The organism is Amycolatopsis balhimycina FH 1894 (assembly GCF_000384295.1).
Taxonomy (GTDB): Bacteria; Actinomycetota; Actinomycetes; order Mycobacteriales; family Pseudonocardiaceae; genus Amycolatopsis; species Amycolatopsis balhimycina.
In genome coordinates, this window is the sequence record NZ_KB913037.1 from 1,612,015 (window position 1) to 1,626,717 (window position 14,703).

The window sequence follows — 14,703 nt, forward strand, 5'->3', positions numbered from 1 at the left end:
ATCGGATCTCCATGCCTACCAAGATCACCTTCGTCGGCGCGGGCAGCGTCGTGTTCACCCAGGGCCTCCTGGCAGACCTGTTCGCCTACCCGGAGCTGGACGGCGTGCACGTCGCCCTGCACGACATCGACCCGGACCGGTTGGCGACCGCATTGGCCGCGGCCCAGCGGATCGCCGCCGTGCGGGGCGTCAAACCGGTGCTCACCGCGCACGCGGACCGCCGGGAAGCGTTGTCCGGCGCGGACTTCGTCGTGAACATCGTCCAGATCGGCATGGGAGAGGCGACGCACACCGACTTCGAGGTCCCGGCGCGCTACGGCGTGCGCCAGACCATCGGCGACACCCTCGGCATCGGCGGGATCTTCCGCGCGCTGCGGACGTTCCCCTTCCTCAAGGCGCTCGGGGCGGACATCGCCGACGTCTGCCCGGAGGCCTGGCTGCTGAACTACACGAACCCGATGGCGATGAACGTCCAGTACCTGAGCGAAGCCACCGCGCTGACGCGGGTCGTCGGGCTGTGCCATTCGGTGTACTGGACCGTGCACGGGCTCGCCGAGCTCATCGGGGTGCCGTTCGACGAGGTCACCTACGTCGCGGCCGGCGTCAACCACCAGGCGTGGGTGCTGCGGTTCGAGCACGCGGGCGCCGACCTCTACCCGCGGCTGCGGGAGCTGGCCGAGTCCGACGAGCAGCTGCGGCGGCGCGTCCGGTTCGACATGCTGCGACGGCTCGGCTACTACCCGACGGAGACCAGCGAGCACTCGGCCGAGTACGTGCCCTGGTACCTCAAGCACGACAGCGAGATCGAGCGCCTGCGGTTGCCGATCGGGGACTACCTCGGCATCGTCGCGGAGAACGAAGCCGAGTACGAACGGACCCGGCGGGCGATCGCGGCCGACGAGCCGCTGCCGGTCGAAGGCACCGGCGAATCCGCGCCGCAGATCATCCACAGCCTGGTCACCGACACCCCCCGGACCGTCTACGGCAACGTCGTCAACCGGGGCCTGATCGAGAACCTGCCCTCCGGCGGCGTGGTCGAGGTGCCGTGCCTGGTCGACGGCACCGGCGTCCGGCCGACCCGGATCGGCGCGCTGCCGCCGCAGCTGGCGGCGCTCAACCGGACGTACCTGAGCGTCGACGACCTCGTCGTGCGCGCGGCCGTCGAAGACGACCCACGCCACATCCGCCACGCGGCGATGACCGACCCCGCCACGGCGGCCACGCTGCCGGTCGAGCGGATCTTCGAGCTGTGCGACGACCTCGTCCGCGCCCACGGCGACCGGCTCCAGCCCGCCCTGCGCGCCGTCCTCGGCCACTGACGCGCGTGATCTGCCACCCCGGCGGCGGCTGTCAGTGCCATCGTCCTGCGGGAGCATGGAACACCGGCTGTCATCGGACGAAGGAGTTCGCATGGTCACCGCGTTCAACCGTCGTACCGTCCTGGTCACCGGCGCCGGCCTCACCGCCGGCGCCGCGTTGCCAGGCATCGCCCACGTCGCCCCGGCCGGCCGCGTGGGGTTCACCCTCAACGCCGAGACACTCGACGGCGGCGAGCAGATCACGTCGATCACCCTCGAAACCTCCCGGATCGGGCCTCTCGACCCCGCCGGCCTGACCACCGGCACGTTCAGCGTGCACGTGAAGGCGACCAGCCCGATCGACACGGGCGGTCAGGACATCGGCTACGACCTCGACCGGCCGGTGACGGCCGCCCTGCTCGACCGCCACGGCAACATCGTCCTCGAGCTGAGCCACGGCGAAGGCCAGATCGGCGGCGGCACCCTCGGCTACATCGGCAGCAAGGGCCGCAACGTCCGGCTCGACCTCGGCTACACCGTCACGCAGAACACCCCCGTGCGGCTACGGGACGGCCGGCCGATCTCCTTCGCCGGGTTCAGGCAGGGCCGTTCGGCCAACCCCGAGGTCGACGCCTTCAGCTACCACGCCTCGCGTTCCGGGATGAAGTACCGGCTGTACTCCCCCTCGTCCGGACGCGGCCGGCGGCCCTTGATCGTCTGGCTGCACGGCGGCGGCGAAGGCGCTTCCCTGCCCGACAACTACTACGACAACGAAACCACGTTGCGCGGCAATCGCGGTGCGCTGGGCTTCGCCACCCCGGAAGCGCAATCGATCTTCGACGGCGCTTACGTGGTCGCACCGCAAAGCACGTCCGCCTGGATGGACGACGGCCCCCGCTTCGCCCCGCTCATCCACGAGATCATCCAGGACGTGCTCCGCACGCAGCCCGTCGACCCTGCCCGCATTTACGTCGCCGGGTGCAGCAACGGCGGCTACATGACGGTGAAGATGACCACGGTGTACCCCACCACGTTCGCCGCGTCGGTACCGATCTGCGGAGTCGTCACGGCCCGGAGGGCGGGCGACCCACCGCTGGTTCCCGACGCCGAGCTGACCGCGATCAGCACGCCCACCTGGCTGGTCGCCTCCCGCGACGACGCCACGGTGGACCCGCAGGCCAACACGGTCCACGCGAGCGAGCTCATCCCCCGTGCCACGCTGACGCTCTACGACCACGTCGTCTGGAACGGCCATCAGTTCCTCGGTCATTTCTCGTGGATCTACGTGGCCCGCAACGACCCGAGTGCCGGCGGTACCCACCTCTGGCAGTGGATGGCCGGCCGGCGTCGCTGAACCAAGCCGCGGAGTCGCCGCACGAGGCAATGCTGCCGGCGCTTTCGCTGTCGCCACCCCGGCGGCTGGGCGGGCCCGGCGAAGTCTTGGCAGAGCCGGCCGCAGCGATGTCATGAACGACCCTTTCACCTCGTCGGACGAGGTGAAAGGGTCGTTCAAGTGGTCTGGCGAGTCGCCGACCCGGCCGCTTCACCGCCGGCAGCCGAGCAGGCCGGTTCCGGAGGTCTTGAATGCTTCAGCCGGGCGACCGGAACTCACCGGTACCACTCGACCGGGCCGGAAGACCGTGCAGGGTCCTATTTGGACGAGACCGTGATCACCGGCGCCGCCTTTCGGAGTAACCCTCGAGGTTCGGCTCGTTCAGGTGAAACATCTTGATCATGTGCGGCGATGTCCGCGTCGTGCGATGGATGTGGCGGTTCAGTGGTGTGGTTCTGACGGGCGTCGTGGTTGCGCCGCCGAGGAGAGAAGGCGGTGCCGGCGATCATCGGACGGGCGGCCAGATCGTCATGATCGAGCGCGCGGTCGACTCGAGCTCGTCTCGGTCGGCGCCGTCGCGGGATCGCATGGACATGCCCAGCACGGTGGTCCAGATCACCGCGGCCAGCGCGTCCGGCTCCATGTCTCGCGGCAGTTCACCGGCGTCGGCCGCCGCGCGCGTCTCGCGTCGCAGCCGCTCCTGCACGGACGACCGCAACTCGGCGAGCCGGGCGAGCAGAATCGGCTCCCCGGTCGGCGCCGCCGCGGTGTTCACCATGCAGCCTCTCGGCAGTCCTGGCGTCGAGTAGAACCGCGCGATGCCCAGCAGCATCGCCGCGATCGCGTCCCGCCTGGCCCCCGGCACCGCGAGCGTCTCGTCGAGGAACTGGACGAAGCTGCCGTAGTACAGGTCCAGCACCTCGAGGAACAGAGCGCGTTTGTCCCCGAACGCCGCGTACAGGCTCGGTGGTCCGATGCCCAGGCGGCGGGTCAGGTCGGCGATCGAGGTCGACTCGAACCCCTGCTCCCAGAACGCCTGCAGCGCACCCTCGAGCGCGACGGTGCGATCGAATCCGCGGGGTCGCCCCAATGCTGCCATGACCCCATTCTAGAACACCGACTACAGATGTCTGCTAGCCTACTTCTGTAGTCACGATTACAGATCGGGAGCAGCTCCATGAAGCAGGCGTACATCGAGACCAACGGCATCACGCTGAACGTGGTCGAGGAGGGCGATGGCCCGGCCGTGCTGTTCGTGCACGGCTTCCCCGACGGGTGGCGGGGCTGGCGCAGGCAGATGGCGGCGGTCGCGGCCGCGGGCTACCGCGCGATATCGCTGGACATGCGCGGCTACGGCGACTCCTCCAAGCCCGAAGACCCCGCGCGCTACACGATCTTCTACGGCGTCGGAGACCTCGTCGGCGTCCTCTCGGAACTCGGGATCGAGCGCGCCACCCTCGTCGGCCACGACTTCGGGGCGACGGTGAGCTGGAGTGCGGCGATGATGCGGCCGGATCTCTTCGACGCGGTCTTCTGCCTCAGCGTCCCGCCGGTGCTCCCGGGTGGCCCCAGCATGCTCGAGCGGCTGAAGTCCGCCGGCAAGGAGGACGACTTCTACATGTTCCGGCAGATGCGGCCCGAGGCCGACCGGGAGTGGGCGGACGCCGCCACGACCCTGCCCGGCATGCTCTACTGGACGTCAGGGCTGCCCGATCCTGCCGAGGCGTGGGATCCGATGGACCCGAACAAGAGCCTCAACCGGCCGTCGCCGATCGGCATCCCGCCCTTCGCCGACCGGGAGGACGTCGAGGCGGCGATCGCGGGCTTCGAACGCGACGGCTTCCACGGCCCGCTCAACAGCTACCGCGCCATGCAGCCCTACTTCGACGAGGCGGGAGCCTTCGCCGGGGCGAAGATCCAGCAGCCCGCCTTCTTCGCGTTCGGCACGGAGGACGGCATGGTCCGGATGCGCGCGTTCAAGGAGGGGGATCTCACCGGGAGCGTGCCGAACCTCGAGGGGTACCTGCCGATCGAGGGCGTGGGCCACTGGCCGCAGCTCGAGGCGCCGGAGATCGTGAACGAGGCGCTGGTCGGCTTCCTCCGGAAGAGGAAAGGCTGACGGGCCCCGGCGCGGCCGGTCCCTTCGCACTCATGTCGACTACCACCAGGAGCACCCCCATGAAGCTCGCCGTCTCCGGTGCCTCGGGCCACCTCGGCCGTCAGGTCACCGCCCTTCTGCTCAACCAGGTCTCGCCCGCCGACGTCGTCCTGCTCACCCGCAGCCCGGACGGACTCGCCGATGCCGCCGCCCGCGGCGCCGACGTCCGGCCCGCCGACTTCGACGATCCGGCCGGGCTCGCGGAAGCACTCGCGGGCGTCGAGCGCCTGCTGCTCATCAGCACCGACGCGGTCGGCCAGAGCGTGGCGCAGCACCGGGCGGCCATCGACGCCGCGGTCGCCGCCGGCGTCCGGCACGTGGTCTACACCTCGCTGTACCGCCCGGAGGAGGGCAACCCGGCCGCCGCCGCCGGCGCGCACCGCGAGACCGAAGAGGCCCTCCGTGCGAGCCCGCTCGCGTGGACGTTCCTGCGCAACAACCTCTACGCCGAGAACCAGATCCAGGCGGTCGCCCAGGCCGTCGCCTCGGGCCGGCTCGTGACCAACGCGCGGGACGGCGGCATCGCCTACGTCTCCCGCGAGGACTGCGCCGCGGCGGCCGCCGCCGTGCTGACGAGCGAGGGGCACGCCGGAAAGGCCTACGACATCACCGGGCCCGCCACGGTCTCCGCCGACGACCTCGCCGCACTGGGCACGACGCTGACCGGCGCACCGGTCGCGGTCGTCCAGGTCGACGACGACGCGCTGATCGCCGGGCTGGTCGCGCACGGGCTGCCCGAGCCGGCCGCCCCGTGGATCGCGTCCTTCGGGGTCGCCACGCGCGAAGGCTGGCTCGATCAGCCGAGCACCGCGGTGCAGGACCTCACCGGCCGCGCGCCGGTCTCCCTCCACGACGTGCTGAAGACCCACCTGGCCGAGCTGACCGTGTAAGCCCCGCCGCAAGCCGTCGAGGTCCCGGCGGCCGGCGCAGCCGTGGACCTCGACGGGCGCCCTCAGGCTCCGGCGCCGCCGTCGACCGGGACGATCGCGCCGGTCACCATCGAGGCGCGGTCGCTGAGCAGCCACGCGGCCACCTCGGCCACCTCTCGGGGCTCCGCCATGCGGCCGAGGGGGGTCGCCGCGTTGTTGGCCTCGACGATGCCCGGGGACACCGCCTCCCACGCGTCGATCATCTCCGTGGCGGTGCCGCCGGGGGTGATGCCGTTCACCCGGATACCTTGCGGACCCCAGGTCACGGCCGCGGTCTCGGTGATGCTGTTCAGCGCGCGCTTCATGGCGCCGTAGGCGGGAAGCGCGGGGTTCGCGCGGCGGCTGCCGATGCTGGAGGTGTTGACGATCGCCCCGCCGCCGGTGCGTCGCATGAGTGCGGCCTCGGCGGTCATGGCGGTCCAGTGCGCACGGAAGTTCACGGCGAACTGCGCGTCGATGTCCTCGTCGCTGGTGGTGTCGAGCGGGCCGGGCGACTGGATCACCGCGCCGTTGTTGAAGGCGCCGTCGAGCCGTCCGTGCAGCTGCTCCACGCGGTCGACCGCCGCGCGGACGCTCACGCCGTCGGCGAGGTCCAGGGTGACGGCGTCGGCGACGCCGCCGTCCGCGCGGATCTCGGTGACGATCCGCTGGAGAGCCTCCGTGCCGCGGGAGGCGAGCACGACGGCGGCGCCCTCGGCGGCGAAGAGCCGGGCCGCGGCGGCACCGATGCCCCGGCTGGCACCGGTGATGAACACGACCTTGCCGGTGAGCAGGCCGATCGAATCGCTGTTGGTCATGCCTCCAGCGTCACCGCAACCGAGCGCGCTGCGCCTGACCGACGCCGAGTCCGGCCATCTCCACGTCCTGGCCGGCACCGCGCCGATCGGGTCCGGCACCCACCGCCGCGACGTCCGTCCCAGCATCCTGACGCTCCTGGACCGGCTCCCGCAGACGGCCGGGTTCGTGATCTCCGCGATCTTCGAAGTCCTCGCGTGGAACGACCTGGCGGCCGCGCTCATGGAAGACTTCGCCGCACTCGCCCCGCGAGACCGCAACCTCGCGCGCAGGGCGTTCCTCGGGCCGCCGCGTCCCGACGCGGCGCTGTACGGGGTTTCCGACCTCGCCGAGTTCCGGCACCACGTGGTGATCGAACTGCGGGTCGTCCACGCACGGTACCCCTCGGACCCCGCCGTGACCGGCCTCGTCGAAGAACTCCTCGACGGCAGCCCCGAGTTCGCCCGGCTCTGGGAACGACGCGACATCCAGGCGACGCCGATGCTCACCAAGACGTTCCGGCACCCGGCCGTCGGCGAGATCACGGTCGACTGCGACTCCCTCACGCTCGCCGACCGCGACCAGCACCTCGTGCTCTACACCGCACCGCCCGGATCCCGTGACAGCGAGGCACTGGCCCTGCTGAACGTGCTGGGCCCCGAGGGCGTCCGCGCGAGCGGACCGCTTTAGCAATCGTCACCCGCTTAGGTGCCGGCCGCGCGCCACAGCGCTCGGAGTGACCGGCTGCGCTTGCACCGCACCACCGCCGTTCAGGGCCCGGTTTTCGAGAAGTTCCTCGGCATGTCCGACGGCCGCCGGGTGAGCGTCGCCGGAGAACCGGCGATCTGGATCGACCGGCCGCACCAGCTGATGTACGTCGACCGGGCCGGGGAACGGCGCACCGAAACGGCCCGCCTCGCCGCGCAGTCGCTGATCTGGCAGCGAGGCGCGGTCACCTACCGGCTCGAAGGCGCGTTCACCCTCGAGGACGCGGTGAAGATCGCGGCGACGGTCTCGTGACCGCAGGCTCCACCCTGCTGGGTGCGTCGAGCAGGCCGGTCAGCAGTTGGAGTCGTTCGTGGTCCGGGCCGCCCGGCTCGGCGGTGTAGACGATGAGCACGGGACCGGGAGCGCCCGGCATGGGGTAGGCGTCCCAGTCCAGGTTCAGCTCGCCGACCAGCGGGTGGTCGACGCGCATCTTGCCGCGTGTGGTGTCCTCGACGTCGTGGCGGGCCCACAGCGTCGCGAACTCGTCGCTGCGCACGGCCAGCTCACCCACCAGCTCGACCGCGCGGGGGTGCCCCGGCTCGGCGGCGACCTGGGCCCGCAGCATTCCGGTCAGCTCGGCGACGGTCGCCGCCCGTTCCGGGCACGCCTGGCCGGCCTCCGGGTGCAGTAACAGCGCGAGCAGGTTCCGCTCGGTCCGGGGCAGCTCGGTGAACGTGCCGAGCAGCGCGCCGGCCAGGGGGTTCCAGGCCAGCAGGTCCAGGAAGCGCCCGACGACCAGGGCGGGCGAGGTCGTCGCGTGCAGCAGCCGCAGCGTGGTCTCCGGCACTTCCTCCGCCGGGTACGAGCGCACCGGGCGGGCTGGGGTGCGTGCGGCGGCGGCGAGGCTGTGCAGGTGCCGCGTCTCCTCGGCGGAAAAGGTCAGCGCCCGGGCGATGGCGTCGAGGACCTGGTCGGAGGGCCGCACGTCGCGGCCCTGCTCCATGCGCTGGTAGTAGTCCGAGCTCACGCCGGCCAGCAGGGCCAGTTCCTCGCGGCGCAGCCCGGCGACGCGCCGCCGCGGACCGGGTTCCAGGCCCACGTCCTGGGGTCGCAGCCGGGTTCGCCGGGTCCGCAGGAAGTCGGCGAGCGCGCGGCGGGGGTCGTCGGTCATCGACCCAGTATGCCGGTGGGGTGACCGGCGAGGGTGGGTCTGGCGGTCCCAGGAAAACCCGAACGCCCGTGCGGTCGCGAACAGGCCCCAGGATCGGTGCCGTACCAGCCGATCACGGAAGGAAACGCGACATGAAGGCCGCACAGATCACGAGCTTCGGAACGCCGGACGTCCTGCGGGTCACCGAGACCGAACGCCCCACGCCCGGTGCCGGTGAGGTCCTGGTGGCGGTCGAGGCGTCCAGTGTGAACGGACACGACACGATCGTCCGCGCCGGCGGGCTGAAGATGGTGTCGGGCCGCGCGTTCCCGATCGGCGTCGGCCTGGACTTCGCCGGTACCGTCGTCACGACCGGCGCCGGTGTCGAGGGCTACCGCGCCGGGGACCGGGTTTGGGGCATGGTGCACCCGCGGCAGCGGCACGTCACCGCCGCGGCGGCGGAGTACGTCGTGGTTCCCGCCGACCGCATCGGTCTCGCTCCCGCCGGTGTCTCGTCGGTCGAGGCGGCGTCCCTGGTCGTCGCCGGCAGCACCGCGTTGATCGCGTTACGAGACAGCGTGCGGCTGGGCGACGGCGAACGGGTCCTCGTCCGTGGCGCGGCCGGCGGTGTCGGTACCGCGGCGGTGCAGCTGGCGCACGCGATGGGCGGTCACGTCACCGCGCTGGCCCGCGACCGCCACGCCGCGGCCCTGCGTGAGCTGGGGGCCGACGAGGTCCTCGACTACGGCACGACCACCTCGGCCGAGCTCGGGCCGTTCGACGTCATCGTCGACACGGTCGGCTCCGAGTTGCACTGCTACCGCGGCAGGCTGGCCAAGGGCGGCCGGATGGTCACCGTCGGGCTGTCGGCCCCCGCACTGGCCGCGATCGCGGCGTCGGCCATCCACGGCTCCCGGCGCATCCGCACGTTCAGCGCCAATCCCGGCTCCGCCGTGCTGGACGGTCTGGCCGGCTTCGTCACCTCCGGCGCGCTGCGCCCGACGGTCCACAGCGTGTACCCGCTGACCGACATCGCCGCCGCGCACCAGGCCTTCGAACAGGGCGGCGTCATGGGAAAACACATGCTCGCCGTCTCCCGCTGACGCACCGGTCCGGTACTCGTTCGTTGCTGGGGGCTGGGTACGTCGCTGGTGCTCGGTGACGGCAGGTTCACCCTCACCTTCCCGTCGGGCTTAGCCCGTTCCGCACCCGGCGCCCGGGAATCGCCGCCAGCAGCTCCTTCGTGTACTCCGAGCGCGGCTCGTGCAACACCTGGGCCGCCGGGCCCAGCTCGACCAGCGCGCCGTCCCGCAGGACGCCCACGTGGTCCGCGAGCTGCCGGACCACGGCCAAATCGTGCGAAATGAACAGGTAGGACAACCCCAGCTCGGCCTGCAGTTCGTCCAGCAGACGCAGGATCTGGGCCTGTACCGACACGTCGAGCGCCGACACCGGCTCGTCACAGACCACCAGGTCCGGTCGCAGCGCGAGGGCCCTGGCGATCGCGACCCGCTGCCGCTGGCCGCCCGACAGTTCCGACGGTTTCCGGCGCGCCACCGAAGCCGGCAGGGCCACCTGGTCCAGCAGCTCGGGAACACGGGCGCGCCGGTCCGGCACCCCGAACGCCCGCAACGGTTCCGCGACGACGTCTTCGATGGAGAACTTCGGGTTCAGCGACGCGTACGGGTTCTGGTAGACGATCTGCATCCGGCGTCGCAGCCGGCGCAGTTCGTCGCCTTGGAGAGCGGTGATGTCCTGGCCGTCGAACAGCACCGAGCCGTCCGTCGGCGATTCCAGGCGCAGCACCATCCGCGCCGTCGTCGACTTTCCCGAGCCGGACTCGCCGACCAGCGCCAGGGTCTGCCGGCGCGGGATGTCGAACGAGATCCCGTCGACCGCGCGGATCCCGCCGTCGAACGTCTTCGCGAGGTCTCGCACCGAAACCAGCGGCTCGCTCGGTGCCGCGGGTGGCCGGGAAGCGCCCGTCATGCTCGGCGCCGCCGCGAGCAGCTGCCGGGTGTAAGGGTGCGTCGGCGCGCTGACGACCGACGCCCCCTCCTCGACCACTTCACCTTGCGACAGCACCACGATCCGTGCCGCGCGATCGGCCGCGACGCCGAGGTCGTGGGTGATGAGCAGGATCGCCGTGCCCGATTCGGCGGCCAGCGACGTCAGGTGGTCGAGGATCCGCCGCTGCACGGTGACGTCCAGCGCCGAGGTCGGCTCGTCGGCGATGATCAGCTTCGGCCGCCCGGCCAGCGCGGACGCGATGAGCACGCGCTGCCGCAGTCCCCCGGACAGCTGGTGGGGATACTGCCGCGCCCGCAGCTCCGGCCGGGGCACGCCCGCGCGTTCCAGCAGCTCGATCGCCTGCGTCGACGCCGATCGCCGGTCCGCGAGACCGTGGATCTTCAGCACCTCCGCGACCTGGTCGCCGACCCGGTGCACCGGGTTCAGCGAGACCGCCGGGTCCTGCGGCACCAGGGCGATCTCGCGCCCGCGGACCCCGCGCCACTGCTTGTCCGACAGCGACAGCAGGTCCCGGCCGTCGAAGGTGATCGAGCCGCCGTCGATCCGGCCGCCGCGGGGCAGCAGGCCGATCGCCGCGTGGGCCGTGGTCGACTTGCCCGAGCCCGATTCGCCGACGACGGCGACCACTTCGCCCGCCTCGATGCCCAGGCTGACATCCCGGACGGCCGGGACTCCTCCGTACGACACCGCCAGGTCCGCGATCCGCAACAGGGTCATCGGTCTCCTCCGTCCAGTGCCCGGGACAGCCGGTTCGCGGCGAGCACCACCGCCGCGACCGTGAGGCCCGGGAACGTCGTCATCCACCAGGCCGTGCCCAGGAAACTGCGCCCGCCCGCGACAAGCGCGCCCCACTCCGGCGTCGGCGGCGTCGCCCCGAAGCCGAGGAAGCTCAGCGCGGACACCTCGAGCACGGCCGTGCCGAGAGTGAGCGTCGCCAGGGCCAGCACCGGGCCCGCCGCGTTCGGCAGGACGTGCCGCAGCAACACGCCCGACCAGCGCACTCCGCTGGCGCGAGCGGCTTCGACGAACACACCGTTTCGCACGCGAAGCACCTCCGCGCGCATGACCCGCGCGAAGGACGCGAGGTTCGCGATGCCGACGGCGATCGCCACGTTCGTCGTGCCGAAGCCCAGCGCCGTGACCAGGGCCAGCGACAGCAGGATCGGCGGGATGGCCAGGAAGACGTCGACGACCCGCATGATCACCGAATCGGCCCAGCCGCCGCGGAACCCGGCGAGCAGGCCGAGCGCCGAGCCGGCCACCAGGGCCACGAGCACGGCGATCGCGGTGGCCCGCAGCGAGAGCGACGCGCCGTGGATCACCCGCGCGTAGACGTCACGGCCGGTCTCGTCGGTGCCGAACAGGTGCCGCAGCGATGGGCCGTGCAGCCGTTCCTTCGGGACGCCGGTGATCGGGTCGTACCCGGTCAGCAGCGCCGGCACGAAGGCCGCGAGCAGCACGAACGCCACCACGGCGACGGCGAGGACCAGCCCGGGCGGCACTTTCACGTGAAAGTGCCGCCCGGGGGCTTGGGCGAGGTCAACCACGGGCCACCTCCGGCGTCCGCGCGATGCGCGGGTCGAGCAGCGGGTACAGCAGGTCGACGACCAGGTTGAGCACCACGAACACCAGCGCGGCCAGCACGATCACCGCCTGCACCACCGGGACGTCCTGCGCGGTGACGGCGGCCGCGGTGATCCGGCCGACGCCGTCGCGCGAGAAGACCGTCTCGGTGATCACCGAGCCCGCGACGAGGTTGCCCGCCACGACGCCGGCGACGGTCAGCGTCGGCACGGCGGCGTTGCGCAGCAGGTGTCCGAAGTGGACGCGCCAGCGGCTCGCGCCCTTGGCCGCGGCGATCTCCGCGTACGGTTCTGCCTGCTGCGTGGCCAGGCTCTTCGCCAGCACCTGCCCGATGATCGCGCCGGTCGGCAGGGCCAGGGTGATCGCGGGGAGGATCACCGCCGAGAAGCCCTGCGTGCCCAGTGCGGGCAGCAGCCGCAGCCGGAACGAGAAAAACTGGATCAGCAGCAGCCCGACCCAGAACGGCGGCAGCGAGATCGCCAGCGACGGCAGGGACAACAGGGCCTGCCGCAGCCAGCGGAGCCGGGTGAACGTGCCGAGGAACGCCGAGCCGCCGCCGAACAGCACCGCGAACACCAGCGCCGGCCCGGTCACCGCGAGCGTCGGCGGCAGCGCCGTGACGACCATGTGCGTCGCGTCGTCGCCGGTGGCGACGCTGCGCCCGAAGTCGCCGTGCAGCGCCGAGACCAGCCGTTTCAGGTACTGCACGGGCAGCGGCGAGTCGAGGCCGTACTCCGCGCGGGCGGCGGCGAGCTGCCCGGGCGTCGCCGACGAACCCGCCTCACCACTGGCGAGCTTCGCCGAAACGGCGTCCCCCGGCAGCAGGTAGAGGATCAGGAACGACAGCGTGAACGCCGCCCACAGCACGAACACCGCCTGCGCGACGCGGCGGAGCAGATAGCGTCTCACGACAGCCACGCGTCGAACAGCTGCAGCCGCGACGACGCCTCGAAGTCGACGGCGTGCGCCTTCGAGCTCAGCGCGACGACCTGGGTCAGCTCGAACACCGGGATCGCGTAGGCGTGGCCGACGATCAGCTTCTGCGCCTCGTCGGCGGACGGCTTGCGCCTGACGGTGTCCACAGTGGACGATTGAGCGTCCAGCGCACCATCCAGGGGGTTGCCCGGGACCAGCTTGCTGCGGTTGCCGGCCTTGGTGGAGAACTGGCTGCGCAGGATGTCCGGGTCGGCGCGGGTCACGTTGTACCAGAGGAAGTCGTAGTTGCCGCTCAGCTGGATCTGCGTGGTCTCGGCCGTCGTGTGCTGCTCGATCTTCAGATCGAAGCCGATCTTGCGCAGCTGCTGCTGGATCAGCTCCAGCGCGCTGCGGTTCTGGTTGAACACCGGCGAGAACACGACGGACGCGCTCAGCTTCTGCCCGTTCTTGGCGCGGATCCCATCGGGGCCGGGCACCCAGCCGTCGCCGTCCAGCAGCGCGGCGGCGCCCTTCTGGTCGTACGCGAGCTGCTGTGAGAGGTCGCTGTGCAGCGGCGTCGCCGAGCCCAGGATGCTGGTCGCGGCCTTGTAGCTGGGTGTCAGGACGGTGTTCACGACCTCGGTGCGGTCGACGCCCTTGAGCACGGCTTGGCGCACCTTCTCGTCGGTGAGCACGCCGCGTGTGGTGTTGGCGTGCAGGTTGAACACGACGCCGGGGTTGGGCCGGATGTTCTCGGTGAAGCCGTTGCCGGTGAACTGCGGCTCGTCGACCGGCTGGATGTCGGTGGCCGCGTCGAGCTGGCCGGAGGCGAGGCTGCCGGTGCGGACGCCCGGCTCGGGCACGATCTTGTAGTCGATCTTGTCGAGGTAAGCCTCGCCCTGGTGCTTGAACAGCGAGGACCCCCAGCTGTAGCCCTTCCGCTTGGCCAGCACGATTTCCTGGTTCTGCTTCAGGCTTTCGAAGACGAACGGGCCGGACCCGATCAGGCCGTTGCCCTGGCAGCGCTGCTCCGGGGTCTGCTTGAACGCCGCGGGAGCCAGGACGCCGAGCGAGACCGTCGAACTGGCCTGCAGGAACTGGGCGCTGGGTGCGGAGAACTCGATCCGGACGGTCTGCGGGTCGACGACTGCCGACGCCTTGTACGCGGCCAGGTAGCCGAAGCCGAGCTGGGCCTTCGTGCCGAGAGCCTTGATACCGTCGAAGCTCGTCTTCACGGCGGCCGCGTCGACCGGGCTGCCGTCGGAGAAGGTCGCGCCGGACCGCAGGTGGAAGGTGAACGCCCTCGAATCGGCGCTGGTCTCCCACTTCTCGGCCAGCCACGGCTTGATCTCGCCGGTCTTCGGGTCCTGGTCGGTGAGCGAGTCGACCAGCTGACGGCCGACGTTGATCGACGCGTTCGTGGCGATCTGCTGCGGGTCGATGCAGTCGGGTGCGGACGAAATGCCGAGCCGCAGCGTGCCGCCGGGCTTCGGCGGCCCCGCGTCGGCCGCCTGTTCGGTACCCGCCGCGGAGCAGGCGGTCAGCAGCACGGGCAAGGCGAGCAGGGCCGCGGCGTTGCGGGCACGGGAAACAGGGGACACCGGACGGCCTCCAGCGGGGAGCGGTTGTGTGTTCGAAGGCGACGCTAGCCAGAGACTTGAGGCCGTCCCACTGGGCGAACCGGCATCCCATCCCCTGGCACCGCGGCGAGACGCCCTTGACACGCAAGCGTTTTGTGCTCGGACGCCGCTCGGCGGTCCACATCCTGAACGTGCGTGCGCCGCGGCGGTGCACCGGATAGCTGTAGAGACATGACTTCTCGC

The 14,703-nt window shown here is 71.3% G+C and carries 14 protein-coding genes; 7 read left to right on the forward strand and 7 right to left on the reverse strand.

The features are described from left to right. Window positions 1-11 precede the first annotated feature (11 nt). Window positions 12-1,319: an alpha-glucosidase/alpha-galactosidase gene (gene melA, locus A3CE_RS0106440; protein WP_020639250.1), complete on the forward strand. Its 1,308-nt coding sequence runs from the start codon at window positions 12-14 to the stop codon at window positions 1,317-1,319. A 91-nt stretch (window positions 1,320-1,410) separates the two neighbouring features. Then, window positions 1,411-2,652 (forward strand): prolyl oligopeptidase family serine peptidase, encoded by a 1,242-nt coding sequence (locus A3CE_RS0106445; protein WP_020639251.1) that lies wholly within the window; start codon window positions 1,411-1,413, stop codon window positions 2,650-2,652. A gap of 484 nt (window positions 2,653-3,136) precedes the next feature. On the opposite strand, the gene A3CE_RS0106450 is transcribed toward A3CE_RS0106445, so the two are convergent. After that, complete coding sequence (locus tag A3CE_RS0106450; protein WP_026468216.1) at window positions 3,137-3,730, reverse strand: TetR/AcrR family transcriptional regulator; 594 nt, start codon at window positions 3,728-3,730, stop codon at window positions 3,137-3,139. A gap of 78 nt (window positions 3,731-3,808) precedes the next feature. Between A3CE_RS0106450 and A3CE_RS54825 the strand changes: the two genes are divergently transcribed. Beyond that, on the forward strand, window positions 3,809-4,750 hold the full coding sequence (locus tag A3CE_RS54825) for an alpha/beta fold hydrolase (protein WP_020639253.1): 942 nt from the start codon (window positions 3,809-3,811) through the stop codon (window positions 4,748-4,750). 59 nt (window positions 4,751-4,809) lie between these two features. Further along, window positions 4,810-5,679, forward strand: a complete 870-nt coding sequence (locus tag A3CE_RS0106460; RefSeq protein WP_020639254.1) for an SDR family oxidoreductase — start codon at window positions 4,810-4,812, stop codon at window positions 5,677-5,679. A 62-nt stretch (window positions 5,680-5,741) separates the two neighbouring features. On the opposite strand, the gene A3CE_RS0106465 is transcribed toward A3CE_RS0106460, so the two are convergent. After that, entirely contained in the window at window positions 5,742-6,515 is a 774-nt protein-coding gene (locus A3CE_RS0106465; protein WP_020639255.1) for an SDR family NAD(P)-dependent oxidoreductase, read from the reverse strand. On the opposite strand from A3CE_RS0106465, the gene A3CE_RS0106470 reads away from it, so the two are divergent. Together A3CE_RS0106470 and A3CE_RS0106475 are read left to right on the forward strand one after the other, a co-directional pair. Beyond that, window positions 6,514-7,182 carry an MmyB family transcriptional regulator gene (locus tag A3CE_RS0106470; RefSeq protein ID WP_020639256.1) on the forward strand — a complete coding sequence of 223 codons (669 nt, stop codon included), beginning with the start codon at window positions 6,514-6,516 and terminating at the stop codon, window positions 7,180-7,182. The two genes, A3CE_RS0106465 and A3CE_RS0106470, sit on opposite strands and share 2 nt — an antisense overlap. A 60-nt stretch (window positions 7,183-7,242) precedes the next feature. After that, window positions 7,243-7,512 carry a hypothetical protein gene (locus tag A3CE_RS0106475; protein ID WP_020639257.1) on the forward strand — a complete coding sequence of 90 codons (270 nt, stop codon included), beginning with the start codon at window positions 7,243-7,245 and terminating at the stop codon, window positions 7,510-7,512. Here the strand turns inward: A3CE_RS0106475 and A3CE_RS0106480 are convergent. Next, on the reverse strand, window positions 7,469-8,371 hold the full coding sequence (locus A3CE_RS0106480) for a helix-turn-helix transcriptional regulator (RefSeq protein WP_020639258.1): 903 nt from the start codon (window positions 8,369-8,371) through the stop codon (window positions 7,469-7,471). The genes A3CE_RS0106475 and A3CE_RS0106480 overlap by 44 nt on opposite strands. Window positions 8,372-8,502: 131 nt before the next feature. Here A3CE_RS0106480 and A3CE_RS0106485 point away from each other — a divergent pair, with 131 nt between their 5' ends. Beyond that, a complete protein-coding gene (locus tag A3CE_RS0106485) occupies window positions 8,503-9,453 on the forward strand; it encodes an NADP-dependent oxidoreductase (protein ID WP_020639259.1) in 951 nt (316 codons plus the stop codon). A 73-nt stretch (window positions 9,454-9,526) separates the two neighbouring features. Here the strand turns inward: A3CE_RS0106485 and A3CE_RS0106490 are convergent, their stop codons facing one another. The 4 genes from A3CE_RS0106490 to A3CE_RS0106505 are packed head-to-tail and all read right to left on the reverse strand — an operon-like array spanning window position 9,527 to window position 14,481. Beyond that, entirely contained in the window at window positions 9,527-11,098 is a 1,572-nt protein-coding gene (locus A3CE_RS0106490) for a dipeptide ABC transporter ATP-binding protein (RefSeq protein ID WP_020639260.1), read from the reverse strand. Further along, window positions 11,095-11,928, reverse strand: coding sequence for an ABC transporter permease (locus A3CE_RS0106495; RefSeq protein WP_245589440.1), 834 nt, complete (start codon window positions 11,926-11,928; stop codon window positions 11,095-11,097). The genes A3CE_RS0106490 and A3CE_RS0106495 overlap by 4 nt, the downstream gene beginning before the upstream one ends. Continuing rightward, window positions 11,921-12,874, reverse strand: coding sequence for an ABC transporter permease (locus A3CE_RS0106500; protein ID WP_026468219.1), 954 nt, complete (start codon window positions 12,872-12,874; stop codon window positions 11,921-11,923). The genes A3CE_RS0106495 and A3CE_RS0106500 overlap by 8 nt, the downstream gene beginning before the upstream one ends. Further along, complete coding sequence (locus A3CE_RS0106505) at window positions 12,871-14,481, reverse strand: ABC transporter substrate-binding protein (RefSeq protein WP_020639263.1); 1,611 nt, start codon at window positions 14,479-14,481, stop codon at window positions 12,871-12,873. Before A3CE_RS0106505 ends, A3CE_RS0106500 begins: the two co-directional genes overlap by 4 nt. Window positions 14,482-14,703: the final 222 nt, after the last annotated feature.

Coding starts and splice junctions, on each gene's coding strand:
- melA (WP_020639250.1), top strand. CDS start 12: ATGCCTACCAAGATCACCTTCGTCGGCGCGGGCAGCGTCGTGTTCACC.
- A3CE_RS0106445 (WP_020639251.1), top strand. CDS start 1,411: ATGGTCACCGCGTTCAACCGTCGTACCGTCCTGGTCACCGGCGCCGGC.
- A3CE_RS0106450 (WP_026468216.1), bottom strand. CDS start 3,730: ATGGCAGCATTGGGGCGACCCCGCGGATTCGATCGCACCGTCGCGCTC.
- A3CE_RS54825 (WP_020639253.1), top strand. CDS start 3,809: ATGAAGCAGGCGTACATCGAGACCAACGGCATCACGCTGAACGTGGTC.
- A3CE_RS0106460 (WP_020639254.1), top strand. CDS start 4,810: ATGAAGCTCGCCGTCTCCGGTGCCTCGGGCCACCTCGGCCGTCAGGTC.
- A3CE_RS0106470 (WP_020639256.1), top strand. CDS start 6,514: ATGCCTCCAGCGTCACCGCAACCGAGCGCGCTGCGCCTGACCGACGCC.
- A3CE_RS0106465 (WP_020639255.1), bottom strand. CDS start 6,515: ATGACCAACAGCGATTCGATCGGCCTGCTCACCGGCAAGGTCGTGTTC.
- A3CE_RS0106480 (WP_020639258.1), bottom strand. CDS start 8,371: ATGACCGACGACCCCCGCCGCGCGCTCGCCGACTTCCTGCGGACCCGG.
- A3CE_RS0106485 (WP_020639259.1), top strand. CDS start 8,503: ATGAAGGCCGCACAGATCACGAGCTTCGGAACGCCGGACGTCCTGCGG.
- A3CE_RS0106490 (WP_020639260.1), bottom strand. CDS start 11,098: ATGACCCTGTTGCGGATCGCGGACCTGGCGGTGTCGTACGGAGGAGTC.